The 22,358-nt window shown below is 46.9% G+C and carries 24 protein-coding genes; 13 read left to right on the top strand and 11 right to left on the bottom strand.

Features of this window, described 5'->3' with window-relative positions:
• Together KNO96_RS11820 and KNO96_RS11815 are read left to right on the top strand one after the other, a co-directional pair.
• Complete coding sequence (locus KNO96_RS11820) at positions 1 to 438, top strand: NUDIX domain-containing protein (RefSeq protein ID WP_084483614.1); 438 nt, start codon at positions 1 to 3, stop codon at positions 436 to 438.
• Positions 439 to 502: 64 nt separating this feature from the next.
• Positions 503 to 1,456, top strand: coding sequence for a YihY/virulence factor BrkB family protein (locus tag KNO96_RS11815; protein ID WP_214701150.1), 954 nt, complete (start codon positions 503 to 505; stop codon positions 1,454 to 1,456).
• A 40-nt stretch (positions 1,457 to 1,496) separates the two neighbouring features.
• Here KNO96_RS11815 and KNO96_RS11810 read toward each other — a convergent pair whose 3' ends face one another.
• Together KNO96_RS11810 and KNO96_RS11805 are read right to left on the bottom strand one after the other, a co-directional pair.
• Positions 1,497 to 2,030 (bottom strand): beta-class carbonic anhydrase, encoded by a 534-nt coding sequence (locus tag KNO96_RS11810; RefSeq protein WP_034771569.1) that lies wholly within the window; start codon positions 2,028 to 2,030, stop codon positions 1,497 to 1,499.
• A 37-nt stretch (positions 2,031 to 2,067) separates the two neighbouring features.
• Positions 2,068 to 2,967, bottom strand: a complete 900-nt coding sequence (locus tag KNO96_RS11805; RefSeq protein ID WP_214701148.1) for a 1,4-dihydroxy-2-naphthoate polyprenyltransferase — start codon at positions 2,965 to 2,967, stop codon at positions 2,068 to 2,070.
• 168 nt (positions 2,968 to 3,135) lie between these two features.
• Here KNO96_RS11805 and KNO96_RS11800 point away from each other — a divergent pair, with 168 nt between their 5' ends.
• Genes KNO96_RS11800 through menC form a run of 6 tightly spaced genes read left to right on the top strand, consistent with a single transcriptional unit; the run spans position 3,136 to position 10,244 of the window.
• Positions 3,136 to 4,503: an isochorismate synthase gene (locus KNO96_RS11800; protein WP_214703945.1), complete on the top strand. Its 1,368-nt coding sequence runs from the start codon at positions 3,136 to 3,138 to the stop codon at positions 4,501 to 4,503.
• A 13-nt stretch (positions 4,504 to 4,516) separates the two neighbouring features.
• Entirely contained in the window at positions 4,517 to 6,166 is a 1,650-nt protein-coding gene (gene menD, locus KNO96_RS11795; protein WP_214703943.1) for a 2-succinyl-5-enolpyruvyl-6-hydroxy-3-cyclohexene-1-carboxylic-acid synthase, read from the top strand.
• Positions 6,163 to 6,942: an alpha/beta fold hydrolase gene (locus tag KNO96_RS11790; protein WP_214703940.1), complete on the top strand. Its 780-nt coding sequence runs from the start codon at positions 6,163 to 6,165 to the stop codon at positions 6,940 to 6,942. The genes menD and KNO96_RS11790 overlap by 4 nt, the downstream gene beginning before the upstream one ends.
• Before the next feature lies 1 nt (position 6,943).
• On the top strand, positions 6,944 to 7,768 hold the full coding sequence (menB, locus tag KNO96_RS11785; protein ID WP_026826750.1) for a 1,4-dihydroxy-2-naphthoyl-CoA synthase: 825 nt from the start codon (positions 6,944 to 6,946) through the stop codon (positions 7,766 to 7,768).
• Positions 7,769 to 7,818: 50 nt separating this feature from the next.
• Positions 7,819 to 9,177, top strand: a complete 1,359-nt coding sequence (gene menE, locus KNO96_RS11780; protein ID WP_214703938.1) for an o-succinylbenzoate--CoA ligase — start codon at positions 7,819 to 7,821, stop codon at positions 9,175 to 9,177.
• Complete coding sequence (gene menC / locus KNO96_RS11775; RefSeq protein WP_214701137.1) at positions 9,174 to 10,244, top strand: o-succinylbenzoate synthase; 1,071 nt, start codon at positions 9,174 to 9,176, stop codon at positions 10,242 to 10,244. Before menE ends, menC begins: the two co-directional genes overlap by 4 nt.
• Before the next feature lie 89 nt (positions 10,245 to 10,333).
• Here menC and map read toward each other — a convergent pair whose 3' ends face one another.
• From map to KNO96_RS11750, 5 genes are all read right to left on the bottom strand, one after another.
• Positions 10,334 to 11,083 (bottom strand): type I methionyl aminopeptidase, encoded by a 750-nt coding sequence (gene map / locus KNO96_RS11770; RefSeq protein ID WP_214703936.1) that lies wholly within the window; start codon positions 11,081 to 11,083, stop codon positions 10,334 to 10,336.
• A gap of 15 nt (positions 11,084 to 11,098) precedes the next feature.
• Positions 11,099 to 12,283, bottom strand: coding sequence for an EAL-associated domain-containing protein (locus KNO96_RS11765; protein WP_026826754.1), 1,185 nt, complete (start codon positions 12,281 to 12,283; stop codon positions 11,099 to 11,101).
• Positions 12,284 to 12,323: 40 nt separating this feature from the next.
• Positions 12,324 to 12,575, bottom strand: a complete 252-nt coding sequence (locus KNO96_RS11760; RefSeq protein ID WP_026826755.1) for a hypothetical protein — start codon at positions 12,573 to 12,575, stop codon at positions 12,324 to 12,326.
• Positions 12,576 to 12,675: 100 nt separating this feature from the next.
• Positions 12,676 to 14,187, bottom strand: a complete 1,512-nt coding sequence (gene cshA, locus KNO96_RS11755; RefSeq protein ID WP_251125183.1) for a degradosome RNA helicase CshA — start codon at positions 14,185 to 14,187, stop codon at positions 12,676 to 12,678.
• A gap of 169 nt (positions 14,188 to 14,356) precedes the next feature.
• On the bottom strand, positions 14,357 to 15,208 hold the full coding sequence (locus KNO96_RS11750; RefSeq protein WP_026826757.1) for a CvfB family protein: 852 nt from the start codon (positions 15,206 to 15,208) through the stop codon (positions 14,357 to 14,359).
• A gap of 290 nt (positions 15,209 to 15,498) precedes the next feature.
• Between KNO96_RS11750 and KNO96_RS11745 the strand changes: the two genes are divergently transcribed.
• The 5 genes from KNO96_RS11745 to KNO96_RS11725 all read left to right on the top strand — a co-directional run bounded on the left by KNO96_RS11745 (position 15,499) and on the right by KNO96_RS11725 (position 19,047).
• Positions 15,499 to 15,651, top strand: a complete 153-nt coding sequence (locus KNO96_RS11745; protein ID WP_167330583.1) for a hypothetical protein — start codon at positions 15,499 to 15,501, stop codon at positions 15,649 to 15,651.
• A 130-nt stretch (positions 15,652 to 15,781) separates the two neighbouring features.
• Positions 15,782 to 16,024, top strand: a complete 243-nt coding sequence (locus KNO96_RS11740) for a hypothetical protein (protein WP_214703935.1) — start codon at positions 15,782 to 15,784, stop codon at positions 16,022 to 16,024.
• An 87-nt stretch (positions 16,025 to 16,111) separates the two neighbouring features.
• Positions 16,112 to 16,372, top strand: a complete 261-nt coding sequence (locus KNO96_RS11735) for a hypothetical protein (RefSeq protein ID WP_026826759.1) — start codon at positions 16,112 to 16,114, stop codon at positions 16,370 to 16,372.
• Positions 16,373 to 16,450: 78 nt separating this feature from the next.
• Positions 16,451 to 17,152 carry a lysophospholipid acyltransferase family protein gene (locus KNO96_RS11730; RefSeq protein ID WP_214701130.1) on the top strand — a complete coding sequence of 234 codons (702 nt, stop codon included), beginning with the start codon at positions 16,451 to 16,453 and terminating at the stop codon, positions 17,150 to 17,152.
• Positions 17,149 to 19,047 carry an ABC-F family ATP-binding cassette domain-containing protein gene (locus KNO96_RS11725; RefSeq protein WP_214703934.1) on the top strand — a complete coding sequence of 633 codons (1,899 nt, stop codon included), beginning with the start codon at positions 17,149 to 17,151 and terminating at the stop codon, positions 19,045 to 19,047. Before KNO96_RS11730 ends, KNO96_RS11725 begins: the two co-directional genes overlap by 4 nt.
• 220 nt (positions 19,048 to 19,267) lie before the next feature.
• Here the strand turns inward: KNO96_RS11725 and KNO96_RS11720 are convergent, their stop codons facing one another.
• The 4 genes from KNO96_RS11720 to KNO96_RS11705 all read right to left on the bottom strand — a co-directional run bounded on the left by KNO96_RS11720 (position 19,268) and on the right by KNO96_RS11705 (position 22,337).
• Positions 19,268 to 19,903, bottom strand: a complete 636-nt coding sequence (locus KNO96_RS11720; RefSeq protein ID WP_015880838.1) for a response regulator — start codon at positions 19,901 to 19,903, stop codon at positions 19,268 to 19,270.
• Between the two features lie 2 nt (positions 19,904 to 19,905).
• Entirely contained in the window at positions 19,906 to 20,928 is a 1,023-nt protein-coding gene (locus KNO96_RS11715) for a sensor histidine kinase (protein ID WP_026826762.1), read from the bottom strand.
• Positions 20,925 to 21,614: a cell wall-active antibiotics response protein LiaF gene (gene liaF, locus KNO96_RS11710; protein WP_214701126.1), complete on the bottom strand. Its 690-nt coding sequence runs from the start codon at positions 21,612 to 21,614 to the stop codon at positions 20,925 to 20,927. The genes KNO96_RS11715 and liaF overlap by 4 nt, the downstream gene beginning before the upstream one ends.
• 78 nt (positions 21,615 to 21,692) lie before the next feature.
• A complete protein-coding gene (locus tag KNO96_RS11705; RefSeq protein ID WP_214703933.1) occupies positions 21,693 to 22,337 on the bottom strand; it encodes a PspA/IM30 family protein in 645 nt (214 codons plus the stop codon).
• Positions 22,338 to 22,358 lie beyond the last annotated feature (21 nt).

Below are 22,358 nucleotides of genomic sequence, written 5' to 3'. Positions count from 1 at the left end.
GTGGTTCGAACGAAATTAAGAAGCGCGATCATTTTAATAAATGATCAAGATGAAGTAGCTTTGATTCGACGTGAAAAGGAAGACGTGCTTTATTACGTCTTCCCTGGTGGTGGAGTCGAATACGGTCATACAACAGAAGAAACTGCCGTTCGCGAAGCATTTGAAGAGCTCGGCGTCCATGTAGAATTAGAAGGTGTGGCTGCCTACGTCGCATTCAATAACGAGTTAAATCCTTACTATTGGGCGAAAATGACAGGTGGCGAATTTGGTACCGGAACAGGTGAAGAGTTTCAAGAAGAACAAACAAACGGATCATATACCCCTATGTGGATCAAACGATCCGCATTACCCCATCTTCCGATTCGTCCCCCATCGCTCGCTGAAAAATTAGCCTCACAAGAGACACGTTTTTACGATTTGACGTTGTCTGAGGCATAATCAAGTGTACCTTTAAGCAATTTCGGGAAACGTTCACTAATGATTGTTTCAGGAGGGTTTCATGATGGCGATGACAGAAGTAAAGGAAAAGAAGAATTGGTTCTCGTTTGGAAAAGAATTATTTCGACGCTTTAAAGAACACGATGTACAAGATTACGGGGCAACTCTCGCATTCTTTTGGTTTTTATCCATCTTCCCGGGGATTATCTTTATTTTGGCACTCTTATCATTTTTCGATATCTCACAAGACACGTTCCAAAATCAATTGAATGATTTAGCTCCCGGTTCAGCCGCTTCTGATTTTTTGACCGGGATTTTTGAAGCGATTGGCGAACCGAGAGGCGGTCTGTTATCTATCGGTGCAATTTTAGCGATTTGGTCTGCCTCAAAAGGTGTCGACCGTCTCGTGACGACAGCACTACACGCTTATGGTGAAGACAATGAACGTAACTTTTTTGTCAAAAAAGGCTTAGCGCTCGGATTAACAATCTTACTTGGAATCGGGATGTTGTTGCTCATTCTTTCGAACGTATTCGGGTCACAAATTATCACGTTTGTCACTGAATATTTGCCAGTGAACATCACCGGCGCTGAAGAGTTGATGATCAACGTATTCCGATACGTCTTGACAACGGTTGTCTTAATTTTGACGCTTTCAATTTTTTATAAAATATCACCGCAGCAGCACGTGTTTTGGAAAAGTACGATTCCTGGGGCCATCTTTGGTGTCATCGGTTGGCAACTCGTGTCATTAGGATTCAGCTTGTACGTCTCAAATTTCGGGAGCTACGATTCAACTTACGGATCGCTCGGCGGAATCATCGTCACCTTGCTATGGTTGCAATTAACTGGAATGATCATCCTTATCGGTTCTGAGATCAACGCGACGTGGATGCGTTTCTTTAAAACGCCAAGCGAACAAGAATACGAACGTGATTTCAAGAAGAACAAAAAGAAAGCAAAACAAAAACAACAAGAAGATGACTACGATGATATCCCCACTAACACGTATGGCTAATACAAAAGGAGCACGTTCACAAAATGAACGCGCTCCTTTCTTATGCTTCTATTGGATCAAGACGTCCCGTTGCCGGGTCGATCACAAATCCATGGACATTCGTGCCTGGTGGTAACAAGGGATGATTGTTGATTAAATTGATGGAATGAACGACATTTTCCTCTACTGAATCAAAGCCATGTAACCATTGTTCTAAATCCATTCCTGACGATTTTAGCATTTTCAAAGTTTGAGGGTCGATTCCCCGACGTTCCATTTCTTCAATCACGATAGACGGTTCAATCGCTGCCATTCCACAATCATAGTGTCCGACCACAACGACTTCTTCCGCTCCTAGTGCGTAGAGGGCCACCAAAATCGAACGCATGGCCGAACCGAATGGATGTGACAGGACAGCACCGGCGTTTTTAATAATTTTAGCGTCTCCGTTCTTAAGTCCTAACGCTTGAGGTAACAGCTCCGTCAAACGTGTATCCATACACGTTAAAATCACAATTTTCTTATCCGGAAACTTATCGGACACGAACGGTTCGTACTGCTTCTCCTCTACGAAACGTTTGTTAAATTCAAGCATTTCCTTTACGACTGACACGTTAACGCCTCCCCTTTTCTCACATCACAAACCTCGACACAATCAGTCCAACGACCATCCACGCCCCGAATAACGTATTCACTTTCGCTGTCATCGCCATAGCAGGCATCAATGCAGCTGGTTCTGCTTTTGGCCAAAACTGTTTAATCGCCTGAACCATGACCGGCACTGTAAATAGTGAAAGTAAGACCCACGGTGTGACTCCATAATACACTACGGCGACGATGATGCCGACTAATGCGGCGATAAAGAACATCGCAAGTACATACACCGCACGTCGATGACCGACTAAACAAGCAATCGTTTTTCGACCATTCTCTTTATCGTTATCTAAGTCACGAATATTATTCGCAAGTAAGATCGCACCGATTAATAATGCCATCGGAAACGATACGAGTAATAACTCCGTCGTCACCGTATTGATTTGGATGAAACCGGCGATTCCAATAATGACATAGCCCATGAATAGACCTGCGACGAGCTCCCCGAACGGTGTATAGGCGATCGGCAATGGGCCCCCGGTATACAAGTAGCCGACGAGCATGGACAACGCACCAATCCATAGCAAATGCCAGCTCGTGGATGCGGCAATATATAACCCGAGTAACGCTGAGACAGCATACATGCTAAGGGCAATCGTCAATACCTGTTTCGGCGTAAATCCATCACGAACGATTGAGCCACCAATCCCGATCGATCCTTCATGGTCGAGCCCACGTTTATAATCATAATACTCGTTAAATAAGTTCGTTGCGATTTGAATGAGGACAGACGCCACTAACATCGCAAGAAAAAGTCCCCACTTCAGCTCGGTTTGATTGAGGACGATGAACGTCCCGAGCAAGACCGGAATAAAGCTTGCTGTCAGGGTGTGCGGGCGAATCATTCGCCAATATGCCCCTTTTGATTTCTGTTTCATTTACTTCCCTCCCTTCGTTAGTTTACGTCTCGAGGAAAAAATCTGTCAACGCCAGCCTACAATCTCATTTTCCGAATAATTTTCCGAGCATTTCATAGGCAGGTCGATTGCAAACTCATGATACACTAAAAAGTGAGAATTCTATCGGATTGAGGAGGCTTTTCTTTTATGCCAGATACTCAAACACATATAAAACAACGAATTGAACAAGCCCATAAACGGGCGCGAGCTTGGCAACGTCCAGTCCTCGCTTCATACACCTGGGAAATTACAGCGTTCGATGCTTTTGAAATCATTCAGAACACCGATACGTCCCACTACTATTTCATGACACCGGACCGCACGCTTGAGATGCTCGGTTGCGGAGATGCGCTTGTCTTAAGTGCTTCTGGACCAGAACGGTTTCAACGCTTGCAGTACGATTGGAGTTTACACCGACGAGACGTTGATGCCAAAATCTATGCATTCGCCGGATTTTCATTTGACACATTCATGCGTCCACAAAAAAGTATGTGGGATGCCTTTGGGGAGGCATCTCTCGTCGTTCCAAAATTTTTATACCGTCGTTATAAAAACCGATATACGTTGACAGTCGCCACCCTCGTTTCTTCAAAGCAGTCGGTTGAACAGTACTTGATTCAGTTGGCGGATCAGTTGGCCCAGTTCAGTTCACTTCATCCGACAAAGGAAGCGACACCGTCCTATTCGAAAGTGAAGGATGGCATCGATCACTTCAAGTCGAGTTTTCAACAGGCGAAACAGTTGATTGAAGAAGAACTGGTCGAAAAAATCGTGATCGCGCGCGAAGAAATCTATCAGCGTTCCGACGATGCGTTCCCATTCAGTAAAAGCTTGAAGCATTTGGCAGACCATCAAGAATCAAGTTATATCTACTTATACCAACCAAAACGTGACATCGGTTTCTTTGGCGCGACACCCGAACGACTAATACAAAAAGAAGGTATGCAACTGCATACTGCGGCCATCGCTGGCACAATCAAGCGTCCTGACACAGAAATTGAAAGCGACCTCGCGAAGGAACAGTTGCTGAACGATCCAAAAAATCGCGAAGAACATCAAATTGTCGTAAAAGATATAAAACAAGCACTGACACCGTACACCGCACCAATTCAAACGAACGAAACTCCACAAATTTTGGCGAATCGCTCGGTGTTCCACTTGCATACTCCAATCCAGGTGACACTTGAAACTAACGCCTCATTGCTGTCGTTAGCGGAATCATTACACCCAACGCCAGCACTTGGTGGCTCACCGAAGCGGACATCGGTCCGATTGCTTCGTGAAATTGAACGGTTCGACCGCGGATGGTATGGTTCTCCATTTGGTTGGATTGACAACGAAGGTGATGGCGAATTTGTCGTCGCGATTCGTTCAGCACTCGTTCAGCATCAATTCGTCGCACTCTATGCAGGATGCGGCATCGTCAAAGACTCTGTGCTCGAGCAAGAGCTCGAAGAAACTGAAATGAAAATGAGTCCAATCAAACAAGCTCTGCAGTTTGATTCGCACGATTAAGGAGGCACCCTACATGAATAAGATGTTGACCGATTGGGTAGCATCCATGGTGAATCGACTTGTAGAATCCGGCGTGACGGATGTCGTCATCAGTCCTGGCTCTCGTTCGACTCCACTCGCGATGGCGGCTTATCTACATCCACATATCCGTCATCATATTATCGTCGACGAGCGTTCTGCCGGATTTTTTGCGCTCGGATTGACACGTTCCACAGCAACCATTCGTCCCGTCGCACTGATCTGCACGAGTGGGACTGCTGCGACAAACTACTACTCGGCTGTGACGGAAGCGTTCATATCACAGTTGCCACTCGTCGTACTGACGACCGACCGACCACATGAATTGCGGAATGTCGGGGCACCACAAGCAATCAATCAAGTCCGGCTCTACGGGGAACAAGTGAAGACGAGCGTTGATTTGCCCGTTCCTGAAGAAACAACGTTATCGTTCATGCAACAAACGATTACCCGCTTCACGACTCTAGCGATGCAAGCACCGATGGGACCCGTTCATTTGAATGTACCGTTCCGGGAACCTCTTCTTCCAGATCTCGAGTCATTGAAACAGATATTGAAGGCTGATCCTGTCTTGCCAGAACGACAGCGTATTCGGCCGACACAGGCAGACAAAGACATTTTCTCAGAACGGACGAGTCACAAACAGCTTGCCTTCGTCGTCGGACCTTACACACCAACATCTTGGCAGAAACCCATTGTTGAATTTGCTTCCGAACGACAAATCCCGATCTTCGCCGATCCTCTCAGCGGCATGCGGCGTTTCGACGACGTCTTGACCAACTATGACACGTGGCTCGCAAGTGAGCATCGAGCCGATTGGCTGCCTGAGGTGTTCGTCCGTTTCGGGGCTGCACCTGTTTCAAAGCGATTCAATCAATGGATGGGCATGGCGGACCAACTCGTCATCGATGAGCCAGGGTCTTATCGCGACCCAAGTAGCCGTGCCACCATCTGTTACGGCGACGCACTCGATTTTCTACCGCTCATCGCATCCGCAAACGAACCTCGGTATCTTGAGCGTTTACGCTTTTTTGAAGAGATTGCCGAGTCTGCAAAATCGTCACTTCAAGGTGAAGCGGCATTGACGAAACGATTGCTCGATACATCGATAGAGCGTCTATTCGTCAGTAACAGCATGCCGATTCGAGATGTGGATACAACACTTTCTGCCGGCACGAACAAACACGTTCTCGCCAACCGAGGCGCAAACGGGATTGATGGTGTGTTATCCAGTGCACTCGGAAACAGCTATGATACGTCTCACGGCGCTCTATTGATTGGTGATTTAGCGTTCTATCATGATAGCAATGCCTTGCAACTGTTAAAACATCATCCCGGAAAATTTTCCATTGTGATTGCAAACAATAACGGTGGAGGGATCTTCTCCTTCCTCCCGCAAGCTTCAGTCGACACGCAATTATTCGAAGATTTGTTCGGGACACCGCTCGATTTAAACATCCGTGGCTTCGCTGAGACATATGGCTTGTCCTATCGTCTGATTGAACGACCTGATCAAATTCAAGAGGCAATCGAAGACGGCATCCACCTGATTGAATTCCCATCGAATCGCGAGGAGAATGTGATGATTCATCGGAGGTGGACTCAATCGGTCTGCGATCGTCTCACTACGGAGAATGAGTCATGAACATCGACTTGCGTGGCGTCCGTTATGAAGTGATTCATCGCGGTGAGGGAAGACCGGTATTATTTTTACATGGATTCACCGGAAACGCCCATTGGGTCGATTCGCTCCCTGCGTTACCGATTCGCCTCGTGTCACCATCGCTCCTTCAACATGGTGCAACTGAATACCCTTCCGTCAATCGTTCGACGATGAGTCAACAAATTAAGGATTTGTCCCACTTACTGGATACGGACGACCGCCCTTGGACAGTCGTTGGCTATTCACTCGGTGGGAGAATCGCATTGACGCTCGCCGCATGTGACAAGCGCGTCGAACATGTCATCGGGATCAGTACGACTCCTGGTCTTTTATCCTCTAAAGAGCGGACCTCACGTCGACGCCAAGACGCAGAATTGGCTCACTTTATCGAAACCGAAGGACTCGTTGCTTTCGTCAAGCGATGGGAGAACCTTCCGCTTTGGAGACAAACAGAAGAGATGAAGCGTTCGCTCAGACAGGACCGACTCGCACAACATCCCGTTGCTCTTGCAGACAGTTTGCGGGCCATCGGAACGGGTCATATGCCCTCGTTATGGGGAAAGCTACACCATCTACCACGCACTGACTTGATTGTCGGAGCAGAAGATCTCAAGTTTAAAGCGATTGCACGAAACATCCAGGAAGAACGACCCGATTTTAAAATCTACGAAATTTCAAATGCAGGGCATGCTCCTCATATCGAGAATGCATCAGAGTTTGGTACAATAATAAAGAAATTGATTTTAGGGGGTATTTAAAATGGAATCAGTAGCGAACTGGACATCGGTCCGTACGTATGAAGACATTAAATATGAAACGTGGAACGGAATTGCCAAAATTACGATCAACCGTCCAGAGGTGCGCAACGCGTTCCGTCCGTTGACGGTCAATGAATTGATTGATGCATTCGCACGCGCTCGTGACGATAAAGAAGTCGGCGTCATCATCTTGACAGGTGAAGGCGAAAAGGCATTCTGTTCAGGTGGAGACCAAAAAGTTCGTGGACACGGCGGATACGTCGGAGAAGATGAAATCCCACGCTTGAACGTCCTCGACCTTCAACGCTTGATTCGCGTCATTCCAAAACCGGTCATCGCCATGGTCGCAGGTTTCGCAATTGGCGGAGGACATGTCCTTCACGTCGTCTGTGACTTGACGATTGCAGCGGACAACGCTCGCTTCGGACAAACAGGTCCTAAAGTCGGTTCGTTCGATGCAGGATATGGTTCTGGTTACTTAGCTCGCATCATCGGTCATAAGAAAGCTCGTGAAATCTGGTATCTTTGCCGTCAATATGATGCACAAGAAGCACTCGAGATGGGCCTCGTCAACACGGTCGTCCCACTCGAGCAACTCGAAGCAGAAACAGTCAAATGGTGCCAAGAAATCTTACAACACTCACCGACTGCACTTCGCTTCTTGAAAGCAGCGATGAACGCAGATACAGACGGTCTTGCTGGACTTCAGCAACTCGCTGGAGACGCAACGCTTCTCTACTACACAACAGATGAAGCAAAAGAAGGACGCGACGCGTTCAAAGAAAAACGTGATCCTGACTTCGGTCAATTCCCACGTTTCCCTTAATTTTTTGAGAGAGTAGCGATGTCGCTACTCTTTTTTTGGAGGTGACTGATATGTATGAATGGATTCGTAAACACCCGGCGTCACACCTCGCACTCGTGACGTCTGAAGATCGACTGACGTGGGAATCGTTACGTACCGAGAGCCTTCAACTTGCCCAATTCATCCATGAAGAGACATCTACTGCCGAACGGATTGGCATATTCGCTAAAAACAGCAAAGACTATGTCATCGCCATCCACGCGGTGCATCTGCTCGGTAAAGTATTGGTCCCGTTGAATACACGGCTAACCGAAGAGGAAGTACGTATTCAGTTACAAACAGCGAAAGTGGACCTCCTTCTCGTAGACGAAGAAATCGATTTGTCCGTCACCCAACTTCTGATCACACATCGGGCCACTTCATGTTTCACCGTGACACATGAGTGGAAAGGAGATGAAACCATGTCTCTTATGTTCACTTCCGGTACGACGGGGCGGGCTAAAGCGGTAAAGCAGACGTACGGGAATCATCTCGCTAGTGCGCGGGCCGCTGAAGCACATCTGGACTATCGAGCAACAGACCATATGCTCGCGGTGACCCCACTCTTTCACATGAGCGGACTGTCTCAAGTGTATCGGAGTGCTATCATCGGTTCGACGCTCTATGTCGAGCCACGTTTTGATGTCGATCGAACACTTCATATCATCGAGACAGAAGGAATCACCCAACTGTCGCTCGTCTCGATTATGCTGCAGCGACTGCTCGATACCGGCTTAGAGAAACACCAGCTTCGCACATTACTCGTCGGAGGTGGACCAGTCCCTCGCTCATTACTAGAAGAAGCAGAACGACGGCAACTACCAATCGCCCAGACATATGGGATGACGGAGACGTGCTCTCAAGTCGCCACGTTGCTTCCGAGCGAAGCACTCTCGCATATCGGTTCGAGCGGTCAGGCAATCGCCCCAACTAGTATTCGAATCAATGTGGACGGCGAGATTGAGGTAAAAGGTCCGACGGTGACGAGCGGATACTTCGAACAACCTGAATCAGACGTCTGGACATCAGACGGTTACTGGAAAACGGGCGACCTCGGCACGATGAAGGATGGCTATTTATATGTACACGATCGCCGAAGCGACCTCATTCTTTCAGGTGGTGAAAATGTATATCCGGCCGAAATCGAGGCCGTGATGTTACGATGTGCCGGCGTTCAAGATGTCGGAGTCACAAAACAATCGCATCTGACCTGGGGAGAGGTCCCGCTCGCCTTCGTCGTCGGCTCCTATGACCCCGCAGAGATGAAGGCAGTTCTCGATTCCCAGTTAGCTAGATATAAACACCCGATTGCGATTTATCACGCACAGGAACTACCACGAAACGCGAACGGAAAACTAATGCGCCATCGCTTAAAGGAGTTACTGCCATGATTAAACGTGCTGACCTTTCCATTGTTCCCTTGACGTTTAAACACCCAATCGTGACGGCACACGCCGTCTTATCCGTTAGACGAACGCTTATCCTCCGCCTAGAGACCGTAGACGGTATCGTTGGATACGGTGAAGGTGTCGCTTTTGAGACACCTTGGTACACGGAAGAAACAACCCAATCCATGGTGGATACGTCTAAACTCATTCTCGATTTACTGAAAAGGGAGACGGTCACGACGGACGTGTTTCCGAACTTGGTCTCGTCCATCATCGGTCAGCGAATGGCAAAGGCGATGTGGGAAAGTGCACTCTGGGAGATTGAAGCGGCACGCGCGAACAAATCACTCAAGTCATACATGAACGCAGGAGATTCTGTTTCTTGCGGACGAACAATCGGGATTGGCTTACTGAACCAAACGATGAAATCCATTGAGACGGCATTGGCTGACGGATTCGAACGAATCAAATTAAAAGCATCTCCTAATGAACTACTTCCTGCTCTGCGCGAGATTCGTGCGGTCTTCCCCGACGCACCACTCATGATTGACTTGAACGGAAGCGCGTCCGATCAACCGATGGAATGGTTCGAACAACTCGATGCCCATCGGTTATTGATGATCGAGCAGCCATACCCGAGCCGACAGTTCGCGAAATCAGCGGCTCTCCAAGCAAAACTCACGACCCCCATTTGTCTCGACGAGTCCATCACGTCTTATGATGACGTGGAAACGATGACACAGCTCGGTGCGGGAAAAATCGTCAACATTAAACCCGCACGTGTCGGCGGTCTAAGTGAGGCGCTCCACATCCGACAATATGGTGCGCCATACTGGGTCGGCGGAATGTATGAATCCGGTATTGGAAGATATCATACACTCTTGTTCGCTTCGCTAAGCGGCGCGAGCTTCCCCGCAGATATGTCGGGAACGAGTGCCTATTTTGAACAAGATTTGCTCGATACACCACTTGAAGTGGAAAATGGAAAGTTGATTCTCCCAGATTCGGTACAACCGAACTGGGCTGTGATTGAACAGATGCGAGAAGAAACAATTTCATTACAAGCTTGAACTCCCCCCTACGCTTCGCTTAGAAGTGGGAGTATTCTCGCCTAATTTTGATAAAAAAAGGTGTGGTTCGCATGAACCACACCTTTTACTTAACGGAACGATCCCGTTAACACTTCATACCCATCTTCTGTGACAACGACCGTATGCTCGAACTGCGAAACAAGACTCTTGTTCGGCGTAAAGAGCGTCCAGCCGTCCTCTTCCGACTGATAAACAACTTCGTCTTTCGTGGAGATGAACGTCTCTACCGCAATGACTTGCCCAGCTTTTAAGAGTTGATTCTCCTCACGACTGTAGTAGTTCGAAATGGTCTCCGGCTCCCCATGTAACGTCCGACCAAGACCGTGTCCAGCCAAGTTACGGATAACGGTGAACCCGTTCTTTCTCGCATCCGCATAAATCGCCTTACCGATTTGATTGACTTTCACGCCCGCCTTCACTTTACCAAGTCCAGCTTCTAGCGATGTCAATGATACCTCTACCAAACGTTCGTGCTGAGGTGATTTCGCAGTCCCGGCAATGACCGTACGACCTGTATCGGCATAATAGCCATCCTTCACAGCCGAAACGTCAACGTTAACGATATCGCCTTCTTGAATGACCTCTTCCCCAGGAATCCCATGGGCGGCGACGTCATTGAGTGAGATACACGTGTACCCTGGGAACTCATACATCGTAATCGGCGCAGAAGCTGCACCTTCTTCTTCTAAAATCCGTTGCCCAATTGCATCTAATTCTTTTGTCGTCATACCCGGTTCGACTGCTTTTGCCATCTCGTCTCGCGCAAGTGCAACGATTCGACCGATTTCGCGTAATGCATCATAATCATAATCTAACATCTGTTGTTCTTCCTTTCAGTCTAATAATCGATTCTGGTATAAGTAGTCTTCTGACAAGTCAGCGAATAAGAACATGCCATCTGGTAGTGGATAACTGAATGTGCGCGTCACTTCATTCGAACTAAAATCACGATAGTCATCAGATAAATAACCACGTCCTCGAACATCCATCGCAGCCATCGTCTGAATAAAATACGGTCGGAAACTCCAGTTATACCCCCGAAACGTATTGTCAACGCGCCATTCTTCATTTACATAGTAGACGTTCGCACTCGTCTGAAAGCCTGTCTTATCCGTCAAATAATAACGAACAAACACTTCTTCGAGCTTTGGCGCGATGTATTGAATCCATTCATCTTTCTTATCTCGAGACCATTTACCGGATTGAACCAGTTCGCCAATCTGACGGTGCAATTCAAATTCAAGTTCGTATAATCGGTTCAATCGTTTCTGGTCATGTAAAAAGAATGAAGGCACTTCTTGTGCCAACACACCCATTCCTTTAATTTCTAGTTGAGGTCGCTCATCCTCCAACCCAAGCAGACCACCCATATAATAGCGGCCACCATGTTGCCAAGCGTAACGAAGTTGTCCGACATGATTGATCGACTTATACAGGAGTGGCGCACCGAGCTTCGAAGCGATATATTCCATCGTCTGAAGCATGTTCGGATACGTGACCGATAATGTCTTTTTCTCAACCATCGTCCCTAGATCGACAAGTAACAATTCAGGTGCAAGGGTCATAATATCCTCAATACTGGTCGATTCTGCAAAATCTAAAGCAATCTTCAATCCATAAGACCGATAATATTGAATGACGCGCGACAGACGGGGAACATCAACTAAATCTGTTCCTTGAAGCGTCACATAAATGCGATGTAATGGAAAGTTCAATGCACGAAGCGGAGCTAAGAATGTTTCTCCCCCTTCTTCGAGTATCCATTCAGATCGGCATCTGAACGTGACAAACTGCTTGGCGTCACGAAGTTGTTCCGCTGCTAATTGCTCCATTCGTTGAGAGATGTCCAACTGATATTCGAGCGGAACGTCATCATCATAAAAAAACGGTGTTAACGATTCGCCACGAAAGCGACCATGTACCATATATCCTTCCACTTGAAACGTCGCCGCCCCAAGAATTGGTTCATAAGTTACCATTACTTCTTCAGGGTGGACCATCACTTCTACCGCATCCACAACTCATCACCTCTTCGTTAAATGCGAAAACGAGCTACATTCAGCTCGTTCGCGTGTGTACATACATATAGGCACCGAAACAAGCAATAAAATAGACGATACTCATCACGCCATATGCAATGCCCATCTTTCCGCCTACTCCAATGGCTAACACTAGAAAAATCATCGCTCCAAATAACAATGTCGCCACGGGGATATAACGAAAATTAGGACGGTCCGTCTTTGACACGATTGGTTTTAGTGCAAATATACAACCAAGCAGCACAAGGAGACCGAAACTTAATTCCACCATCCGTTGACACCTCATCCTTCCATCTCTACTCAACTAGTGTAGCATGACCCTATAAAAAAAGCCGCAAATCCACTTAAGGAAATGCGGCATTTCATGATGATTAGTCACGTGGACGGCGTGGACCACGGTCATCCGAGCGACGACGATCGTCACCACCACGGTATGATCCTTTACGGTCTCCGCTACGTCCGCCACGACGGTCGCCACCACGGCCACCGCCACCGCCACCACGACGGTCGTTACGACCACGGTATCCACCACGATCGCCACCACGGCCACCTTGGCGCTTCACACGAACTGGTTCAGCGTACGAGATTTCAACTGGTGTTGAATCTGGCTCTTTTGTCAGTCCACGAAGGGCAGCAGCGAGAAGCTCAACTGCTTCGTACTCTTCAAGGAGTTCTGTTGCAAGTTGCGTGTAAGCTTTGAAATCACCCGCTTGCACGCGTTCGATCAACTCTTCAGCTGCTTGCTTTTGATTTCCTTCAAGTACTTCCGCGATCGTCGGTACGTGACGACGGTTCATCTTCTTGTTCGTTACGCGTTCAATCGCCTTCACTTGTCCAAATTCACGTGGTGTGATGAACGTGAGGGCTGTACCTGTTTTACCAGCACGACCAGTACGACCGATACGGTGTACGTAGCTCTCTGGATCTTGTGGCACATCGAAGTTGTAAACGTGCGTTACGCCTGAGATGTCGAGTCCACGTGCTGCGACATCTGTCGCTACCAAGATATCGATTGTTCCATTTTTGAAACGACGAATGACTTGGTCACGTTTTGATTGCGTCAAGTCTCCGTGAAGACCGTCTGCTGTATATCCGCGTTTAATGAGTGCTTCTGTCACTTCATCAACACGTTTCTTCGTACGAGCGAAGATGATGCTAAGTTCTGGCGAGTCGATGTCGATCAAACGGCAAAGCGTATCGAATTTTTGACCTTCGCGCAATTCGAGGAACTGTTGGTTGATGTTCTCAACTGTCATCTCTTTTGCTTTTACTTTGATGATTGTCGGCGACTTCATGAAACGCTCAGCAATCTTCTTGATTTGCGGTGGCATCGTTGCTGAGAAGAGAAGCGTTTGGCGCTCTTCAGGAAGACCTGCCAAAATCGTTTCGATGTCTTCAACGAAGCCCATGTTAAGCATTTCGTCTGCTTCATCCAAGATAACTGTTTGAATGTTATCAAGTTTGATTGTTTTACGTTTCATGTGGTCCATGAGACGTCCTGGTGTTGCAACGACGATTTGTGGATTCTTTTTCAAACCACGGATTTGACGGTCGATTTGCTGACCACCATACACAGGAAGAGCGTAAACGCGCTTCGCTTCTCCGATTTTGTTTAATTCTTCTGCAACTTGAATCGCAAGTTCACGTGTCGGTGCAAGAACGAGTGCTTGGACTTGACGTGCCTTTGAATCGATTCGCTCAATAGTCGGAATCCCGAAAGCTGCTGTTTTCCCTGTACCTGTTTGTGCTTGTCCTAATACGTCCACTCCTGTGAGTGCGACAGGAATTGTCTCAGCTTGGATCGGTGTTGCTTCTTCGAAGCCCATTTTGTGTACACCTTTTACTAATGCTTCACTTAATTGTAAGTCTTGAAATTTTGTCAAATTATATTCTCCTTTGTTCATACAAAAAAACGTCTGAGTTCAGTTCGACAGATCTACAGACGTTTTCTCAATGTTTCCTCATAGTCAACTTTATTAACTATAACGTATTTCTTCCTAAAATGAAAGAAATACATTTTAAAACTTTTACGTCACCCGAACATCAGTTATCTTATTTCAATTTATAGCCGTTGTCGAGTTTTTCAACTCGCTTCTCTTTTAACAATTTTCCGAGCGCCCGTTTAAATGCGGCTTTACTCATGCCGAACTCGCGGTCGATCACGTCTGGTGAGGTTTTATCGCCATATGGCATTTGTCCACCACGTTCCTCGATATAAGAAAGGACACTCGCTGCATCACCGTCAATTGCCTCATAGGCACGCGGCTTCATTGAAACGAGGACCGTTCCGTCTTGTTTGACCTGTGTCACGCGGACCGTTAACTGTTCACCGAGTCGTGGCCAACGTGTCATCTCTGCTTCATGCAAGAAACCGAGTGATTCGCCTTCAACCCATACGTTAACGCCGACTTCACGTTTATTGACGACGACCGCTTGAACGTCTTGGTTGCTCCATTCTTCTTTAGAAGGTCTCGCCAACAAGTTTAAATACGCGTAAGGTGCAGGGTCCCCAAGTAAACGTCCTTTTTGGTCATACTTCAAACGAACACATAATTGATCCCCTGCTTGTGGCCAATAGGAACGGTTCTCCGGTAAGTCATCCATCGAAACGAGAACATCTTTTTGAATTCCAATATTGACGAAGACACCCGTGTTATATCGAACGCCCGTCACCTCAAACCATTCGTACTCATCAAATGAGACCGTCGGAATGGTCATCGTCGATGCGAGACGCCCTTCCGAGTCATGATATAAAAAGACACGAACCGTTTGACCAACCGTCACTTCTTCCGTCTGTTCTTTCCGATGAAGGAGTACCTCTTCGCGTCCGTTACTAATGAATACTCCAAAATCAGCAGAACGTTCCGCGACCAAGTCTACTACTTCTCCTGCGCGCAATGCCATTACACCCACATCCTTTTCTAAGCTATTACTGTCAGTATACCTATCTACACACGTTCCTAATCATATCATGTTCTCTTACAGCATTCAGCCTATTTGTGTCTAAAATGTGAATAAGGAATTGAAAGATAAAATTACGTTGAAATTAGCAGCATGATCCTAATTTATTAAAATTTTGTGACATTTTTGTGAACGAACCTTTTTCTTCTAGTATCCTTATTTTGAAAACGTTATTATATAGGAAGTGTCCAGTTTGAAAATGGTTTCATTTAGTATCGATCGGGGGATAATAAATGTTTGATATACAGTCTCGTTCATTTGCAAAACGATTTACGAAAGGTCTGCTTGTCGCTTTTTTCGCATTATTAGCATCACTCAGTTTTATTTTTTCAAACGGTGTCGATACGAATGTATCGTCATCCACAACTTACATGACGCAAGAGTGAACGCCATTCAGCCACCTGAAGGCGTTTTTTCTTTACATGATATAGACAGGAGTTTCTTTCAAAAGGTCGAATACGAATTAGAAGACCTTGCCTTTTTCTTTCATATCATTTAAGAAAAGGAGATTCCGCTATGATTTTTTATTTTCTCACTTCGATTTTGTCTGTTGTAGGACTTGCCTTCTTATTCCAGACTGAATTGTACAAAGATCCGATCGGAACATTTCTGTTCGCTATCTTAATTGCGATGGCCCTCTCTTCCTTTAAACAACTCTTCATGCAGGCAAATGAGTTCTTCGCGGAAAGACGAAATCAAAAGCGAATCAAACGCGTCGTGGCCAGAATGCATTCAACGACACGAAAACGCTCTACATAACGCTCGTCTTCACTCGCCACATTTGGTATCCTATGGAGGAACAGACAACGTACAATGGATTTATAATCGCAGGAGGCACAAAAACGTATGAATGAAATTCCGTTATCGAATGAATGGCTACTTCGTTATTCACCCGTCATGGAACTTTGGTTAAAGGAAGACGGGATCTTACTTGTCGATGATGACAATCGAATCCGTCTCACTCTTGAAATCGGCAACGACCAAGCCATGCAAATCAAAAGCATTGAGCAAGACGGCGCTTATTTCGTCGTCGATCCTGTGAATAAACGCATTACATTCGAACTCGAGGAAGAGGAAGAAGAGAGCGATTCTCGCTTTTGGGAATAAGGATTCATACCTAAGGGTCGGATTCTCGTCAAGAGAAGAAGACTCTTTCTTGTTGTCATCATGAGAGGAGAAAATAGAATGATTCGAACAGTAGTATGGTTTTTCTCATTTTTTGCAGTGTTACCAATCACCCTTCCATTTTTACAGAGAGCAAAGAAAATCGAACCTCCACAACGTTATCGTTATGTACAAGACATCGCCTATAAGTGGGCTCAGTTCTTGCTAAAAGTTGCGGGTGCCGATATTCGGGTCCATGGACAGGAACTGATTCCAGATGAGCCCGTCGTATATGTATCAAATCACCAAGGAAACTTCGACGTGCCGATCATGTTGACGGCCACGAAACGACCGAAAGCATTCATTTCAAAAATTGAAGTACAAAAATTCCCGATTATTCCGCGTTGGATGGAATTGATGGGCTGCATCTTCATCGACCGAAGTGATCGTCGTCAATCGATTAAGGCGATACGTTCCGGTGTCGAGACGATTCAGTCTGGTCAATCGATGATTGTCTTCCCGGAAGGAACACGTTCAAAAGGCGGTTCGATGAAAGAGTTCAAAGCCGGGAGTTTGACGCTCGCAACATCAAGCGGTGCCAAGGTTGTTCCTGTCGCGATTCAAGGCAGCTACAAACTGCTAGAAGCAAAGAACCGAATTACTCCGGCAACAGTCGACGTTACGTTCCTACCAGCAATCGACCCAGCCGATCTGCCAAACAAAGAAATCGCAGCGACGATTGAAGCAGCCATTCGTCAACAGATTGAAGGAGAGAACGCATGAGTTTATTAATGATTGAAGGCATCCATAAAGAGTTTGTCGATAAAGTACTATTTGATGATGTGACGATGACCATCCACCCTGGAGATCGTATTGGTATCATCGGTGTGAACGGCTCTGGAAAGTCGACGTTTATGAAAATCATCGCCGGTACTGAGACAGCTGATCGGGGAACAATGCAACATCCGAACGATTATCGAATTCGCTATTTGACTCAAACTGTCCAATTCGGCGAAGGTCAAACGATTCTCGACGCCCTGTTCACAAGCGATACCCCGTCTGTGAGAGCGCTGAAACAATTCGAACGTGCCCGTCAAGCACTCGAAGTGGATCCAACGAGCGAGCAGTTACTCGAACGTTTCATGAAAGCTCAACAAGCCGTCGATGCTGCAGATGCTTGGGAAACGGAAGCAAAACTAAAATCAATTTTGAACCGCCTTGGCCTACCTGACTTATCGGTCGATGTAAATGCGCTCTCCGGCGGGCAACAAAAACGAGTCGCTCTCGCCGCAGCATTACTGGATGAGGCCGATTTATTACTTTTAGACGAACCGACGAATGAACTCGATGCCGATACGATTGCGTGGCTCGAGACGATGCTTACCGACTATCGAGGCGCAATCCTTCTCATCACCCACGATCGTTACTTCTTGAATCGTGTCACAAACCATATTTTAGAGATTGCGGACGGAACGAGTTACTTCTATAACGGAAACTATGAACTGTTTCTTGAGAAGCGTGCTGAGCGAAAAGCACGCGCCCAGTCGATGGAACAAAAACGACAAAATATTTTACGCCGTGAGCTCGCTTGGTTACGTCGAGGTGCAAAAGCACGAACGACGAAACAAAAAGCCCGCATTCAACGCGTTGAAGACTTGAAACATCAAGAGAGCTTAGCGGAAGAAGAAGCGCTCGATGTTTCGGTTGGTTCACGTCGCCTCGGTAAAAAAGTCATTGAAGTCGAAGACATGTCTTTCGGATACGACGAATCGTTATTGATTCAACAGTTCAATTGGATTTTTGGTCGCCGTGAACGGTACGGGATTGTCGGACCGAATGGGAGTGGGAAGTCAACGCTCATGAACCTGCTCGCGAAACGTTTGGAACCGACAAGCGGTATAATCGTGCATGGAGAAACGGTTCATCTAGGTTACTACGGTCAACAAGTTGAGTTTGAAGATGAGTCAAGACGTGTCATCGATGAAATCGAGCGAATTGCGAAAGTGATTTATACCCCGGATGGCGAGACCATCACGGCCGGTCAAATGCTCGAGCGTTTCCTTTTCACACCGGACGCACAATATAAACCGATTGCGAAGTTATCCGGTGGCGAGAAACGCCGTCTCGTCCTGTTACGAATTTTGATGGACGAACCGAACGTCTTGTTCCTTGATGAGCCGACGAACGATTTGGATACGGAAACGTTGTCCGTGTTAGAAGACTATTTAGAATCGTTCCCAGGCACTGTCATCGCCGTCAGCCACGACCGTTATTTCTTAGACCGTGTCGCCGCCCAGTTAATTGCATTTGAAGATGGAGCCATCCAAGTGTATCACGCAGAATATAGCGATTATCTGGCCACACGCCAAGAAGAGGTTCGTCAAGTAAAGAAAGAGAAAGAACCGAAAGAGAAGAAAGATCGTCCGAAATCAGAAGTCGTGAAATTCACATTCAAAGAACAGAAGGAATGGGACACAATCGAGGAAGACATCGCTGCGCTTGAGGAACAGATTGAAGTACAGGAAACGACACTCGCGACAGCGGGTAGCGACCTCGGTCAAGTCAATGAATTGTATGCAATGATTGCAGAACTGAAAGAAGCACTCGATACGAAGATGGAACGCTGGGCGTACCTATCTGAAATCGACGAACAAATACAAGCACAAAAAAAGGGCTGATCTGTTCGTAAGATAGCCTGGTCTATCAAATAAGAAAAGGAGTTGGATTCCCGGCATGTGCTCTGGGACTCCAACTCCTTTTTATCACTTCACTTTAAGGAAAAGCACATCGTCTGTAAGGCGATGTGCTCAAACCGGCTGATGAGTCAGTGATTTGTCACAGTCATAGACATAGACGTCATGGGCCTGCCCCCGCTGGCGCATGTAGCTATGTAGGCGGTCATCCTTTACTGACCAAATTATGTTGGAATGCATAGACGACCGCTTGTGTCCGATCGTAGACGTCAAGCTTCGTCAAAATATTTGAGACGTGTGTCTTCACCGTTTTCAGTGAAATGAACAATTCATCTGCGATCACTTGATTCGATTTACCTTCCGCCATCAGTTGCAAGATTTCTCGTTCACGGGCAGTTAGACTCTCATGGAGTGTCATTTCCGGATGGCGCAGACGTTCGAGCATCTTTCCCGTCACTTGGGCGGCCATGACGGGATTTCCGGCAGCGGTTTGACGAATCGCATCCGCGATTTCGTTCGCGTTCGCCGTCTTGAGGACATAGCTCATCGCACCGGCCTCGATCACCGGATATACTTTCTCATCATCTAAGAAACTCGTCACGACTAAAATTTTCGCTTCTTTCCAACTTGCTTTAATTCGTTTCGTCGATTCGACCCCGTCAACAGGCTCCATAACCAGATCCATGAGGACGACGTCCGGTTTTTCTGCAATGGCAAGCTCCGCTCCCGTTGCTCCGTCCGACGCTTCGCCGACGACTTCGATGTCCGGTTGTGTCGATAAAAAAGCAGACACGCCCGCTCGGACCATTTCGTGATCATCAATTAATACGACTCGAATCATCATTACCCCTCCACTTGTTGTTTCACACGTACTTCGATTTGTGTCCCGACATTCGGCACACTGACCAACCGCAACGTTCCACCGACTTCTGCCGTGCGCTCTCTTATCGATTGTAATCCATATGAGGCGACTTGTGTATCGTCCACATTAAATCCGATTCCATCATCGTTGATCTTTAAAATGACCGTCTGTTGCACTTTACGCATCTCGATTTCCAAACGTTTCGCTTTGGCGTGCCGTAACGTGTTACTGATGGCCTCCTGTACGATGCGGAATAGTTCATTTTCGGTATGACGGGACAGCTTCACTTCTTCTAATCGCCAGACGAGCTCGGTCGACTGTTTGCGCGACAATTCTTCTAACAAACGTTCGATTCCCGTCTTGAGTGTCATGCCTTCTAGTTCGACCGGTCGCAGCTGCAGGAGTAACGAGCGCATCTCCGCCTGTGCCGTTTGAGCCATGAGCTCGACTTGTTCCATTTGCTTACTCGCTAATTCCGGTTTCGTCTGCATCGTCTGTTTGACCGCCGTTGTCATCATCGAGATGGCGTAGAGCTGTTGACTCACCGAGTCATGAAGTTCTCGTGCGACGCGACGTCTTTCTTCGACGACGGCCTCACTTCGCGCCTCTTCTACACTGATTGGGCGCTCTCCGACACGCTTCGCCATCTCGATCATCTCTTGCCGCTGTTTTGACACGCGGACGATTCGTTCGAGTGTATCCCGATAAGGAGACATCGGACGGAATGTGATGTCTTTTTGATTTTCCAGTTTCCACAAGGCATTGGCGACTTCTCGAAAGTCTCGACGCAAATAAAAGTAAGAGCCTACGCCGAAAATACTCCCAATCAACACGGCAATGACAAGGATGGACACACCGAAAGGCAACCCTTCTTCCCGCGAAAATAAATCGCTCAGTGAAGTCGAGTCACCTATGAGAAACGCTACTGTGATTAAGAAAGCCGTCAAGAGGCTACTAAATAACTGATGCCAAACGACCGTTCGTGGATAAGAATCTTTTTTCATACCGTCATCACCTCGACACTTCCGCTCATGAGCACGATATGAATCCGAACTTTCCGTGTGGCTTGAACATAATCATCGGACGCTGTATAGAAGCGGCGATTGAACACTGGCGAATAGTTCGAGTCATCTACCTGAACTTTACCGAAACCGATCGACGCATCAATCGAATAGTCATAACCCGCTGGAATGAGAATTCGGATGTCTCCTGCAAGACCATTCAGGAGTAAGAACGTCTCCCCTTCCGGAATAATGGCTTGTGATAGGTCCATCTCGACATCCCGTAGTAAAAAGAACTCGTTCGTATCACGTAACACATAGTGTCCTGATTCTTTCATACCGAACGAGAAAGCTTGCTCCTGGCGAAGGGGTGTCCGAATTTTCGCTTCGACTGGTCGATTTTTATAGAGTCGGTACCCGAATAACAATAACAGTCCCGAGAGCACGAATCCGAATGCGGCAGATGAGAAAATCAAGCCGATCAAGAGGATGCCGCCAATCGCATAAAAGATATAGCTCGCTGACTGCTTGCCCCGACGACTGAACCGTCGTCCGATATAGAGGAGAAGTAGCGGGAGAATCATGCTGAATAAGACGCTATTCCCACCCGTCACGATATCGATAAACAGTCCGACTGAAAATAAAATAATCATGAATCCGATGATTTGACGTGTGTTCCAACGCTCCATGTCCCTTCCCCCTTTCTGTTTATATGTATGAAGCAAAGAAAGCGATGACCTCATTTAGGTCATCGCCGAACCGTCACCTCACTCCTGTTTAAAGCGACGCTCCAGTTCTTTTAGTTTTGCTTCAAAATCATCTTCGTCTGCTTGCGTGTCTTGTTTCTCTTCAGCAGGCTCTTCTTTCTTTTCTTCCTCAGTGAAAGGATGAGACTGTGACGTGTTCTGACCAAAAATTTGGTCGAGTGTCCCTTTTAACAGATCTAGATTTTCACGCATCGCGAACTCATATCGTTTGTTCTGCATCTCATCGAGCTTGAGTTTCATCTCGAGCGCACGACGTTCAAGTGCATCCAATTCACGCTCTCCTTCATCAATCAAGCCTTCAAAATAACGGTACTGTTCTCCGTAATGTTTCGACTCGAGCGCTGCACGCTCTGCCAACTTCTCTTCATCAGCTTGTTTCGCCAGCTCTGTCTGTTCATATCGCTTATCCGCCATTTTCTTGGCATCGTCACGTTTTTCAGCAAGTTCTGAGAGTAGTGTACGTTGACGTTCAACAAGTCGCTCAACAGACAACGCTTCCTTCTCCGCTCCACGGATATGACGGTTCAATTCCGCTTCTCCGCTTGAACGTGGCATCTCTTTATCTTGATACTTCTTCACTTCTTTTGAAATCTCTTTCGTCAACTCATTCGCTAATTCACGAAACTGATCAAACGGTGTCTTCATGGTGAATCCTCCTTATGAAAT

The organism is Exiguobacterium sp. s89 (assembly GCF_018617735.1).
Lineage (GTDB): Bacteria > Bacillota > Bacilli > Exiguobacteriales > Exiguobacteriaceae > Exiguobacterium > Exiguobacterium marinum.
Note: the sequence above shows the minus strand (reverse complement) of the source record. Positions and strands in the feature narration are given on the sequence as shown.

Coding starts and splice junctions, on each gene's coding strand:
- KNO96_RS11800 (WP_214703945.1), top strand. CDS start 3,136: ATGCCAGATACTCAAACACATATAAAACAACGAATTGAACAAGCCCAT.
- menB (WP_026826750.1), top strand. CDS start 6,944: ATGGAATCAGTAGCGAACTGGACATCGGTCCGTACGTATGAAGACATT.
- menE (WP_214703938.1), top strand. CDS start 7,819: ATGTATGAATGGATTCGTAAACACCCGGCGTCACACCTCGCACTCGTG.
- KNO96_RS11715 (WP_026826762.1), bottom strand. CDS start 20,928: ATGAAAAAAGATTCTTATCCACGAACGGTCGTTTGGCATCAGTTATTT.
- liaF (WP_214701126.1), bottom strand. CDS start 21,614: ATGGAGCGTTGGAACACACGTCAAATCATCGGATTCATGATTATTTTA.
- KNO96_RS11735 (WP_026826759.1), top strand. CDS start 16,112: ATGAATGAAATTCCGTTATCGAATGAATGGCTACTTCGTTATTCACCC.
- KNO96_RS11760 (WP_026826755.1), bottom strand. CDS start 12,575: ATGGTGGAATTAAGTTTCGGTCTCCTTGTGCTGCTTGGTTGTATATTT.
- KNO96_RS11810 (WP_034771569.1), bottom strand. CDS start 2,030: ATGCTTGAATTTAACAAACGTTTCGTAGAGGAGAAGCAGTACGAACCG.
- menD (WP_214703943.1), top strand. CDS start 4,517: ATGAATAAGATGTTGACCGATTGGGTAGCATCCATGGTGAATCGACTT.
- menC (WP_214701137.1), top strand. CDS start 9,174: ATGATTAAACGTGCTGACCTTTCCATTGTTCCCTTGACGTTTAAACAC.
- KNO96_RS11815 (WP_214701150.1), top strand. CDS start 503: ATGGCGATGACAGAAGTAAAGGAAAAGAAGAATTGGTTCTCGTTTGGA.
- map (WP_214703936.1), bottom strand. CDS start 11,083: ATGTTAGATTATGATTATGATGCATTACGCGAAATCGGTCGAATCGTT.
- KNO96_RS11725 (WP_214703934.1), top strand. CDS start 17,149: ATGAGTTTATTAATGATTGAAGGCATCCATAAAGAGTTTGTCGATAAA.
- KNO96_RS11750 (WP_026826757.1), bottom strand. CDS start 15,208: ATGGCATTGCGCGCAGGAGAAGTAGTAGACTTGGTCGCGGAACGTTCT.
- KNO96_RS11705 (WP_214703933.1), bottom strand. CDS start 22,337: ATGAAGACACCGTTTGATCAGTTTCGTGAATTAGCGAATGAGTTGACG.
- KNO96_RS11740 (WP_214703935.1), top strand. CDS start 15,782: ATGATTTTTTATTTTCTCACTTCGATTTTGTCTGTTGTAGGACTTGCC.
- KNO96_RS11730 (WP_214701130.1), top strand. CDS start 16,451: ATGATTCGAACAGTAGTATGGTTTTTCTCATTTTTTGCAGTGTTACCA.
- KNO96_RS11805 (WP_214701148.1), bottom strand. CDS start 2,967: ATGAAACAGAAATCAAAAGGGGCATATTGGCGAATGATTCGCCCGCAC.
- KNO96_RS11720 (WP_015880838.1), bottom strand. CDS start 19,903: ATGATTCGAGTCGTATTAATTGATGATCACGAAATGGTCCGAGCGGGC.
- KNO96_RS11745 (WP_167330583.1), top strand. CDS start 15,499: ATGTTTGATATACAGTCTCGTTCATTTGCAAAACGATTTACGAAAGGT.
- KNO96_RS11790 (WP_214703940.1), top strand. CDS start 6,163: ATGAACATCGACTTGCGTGGCGTCCGTTATGAAGTGATTCATCGCGGT.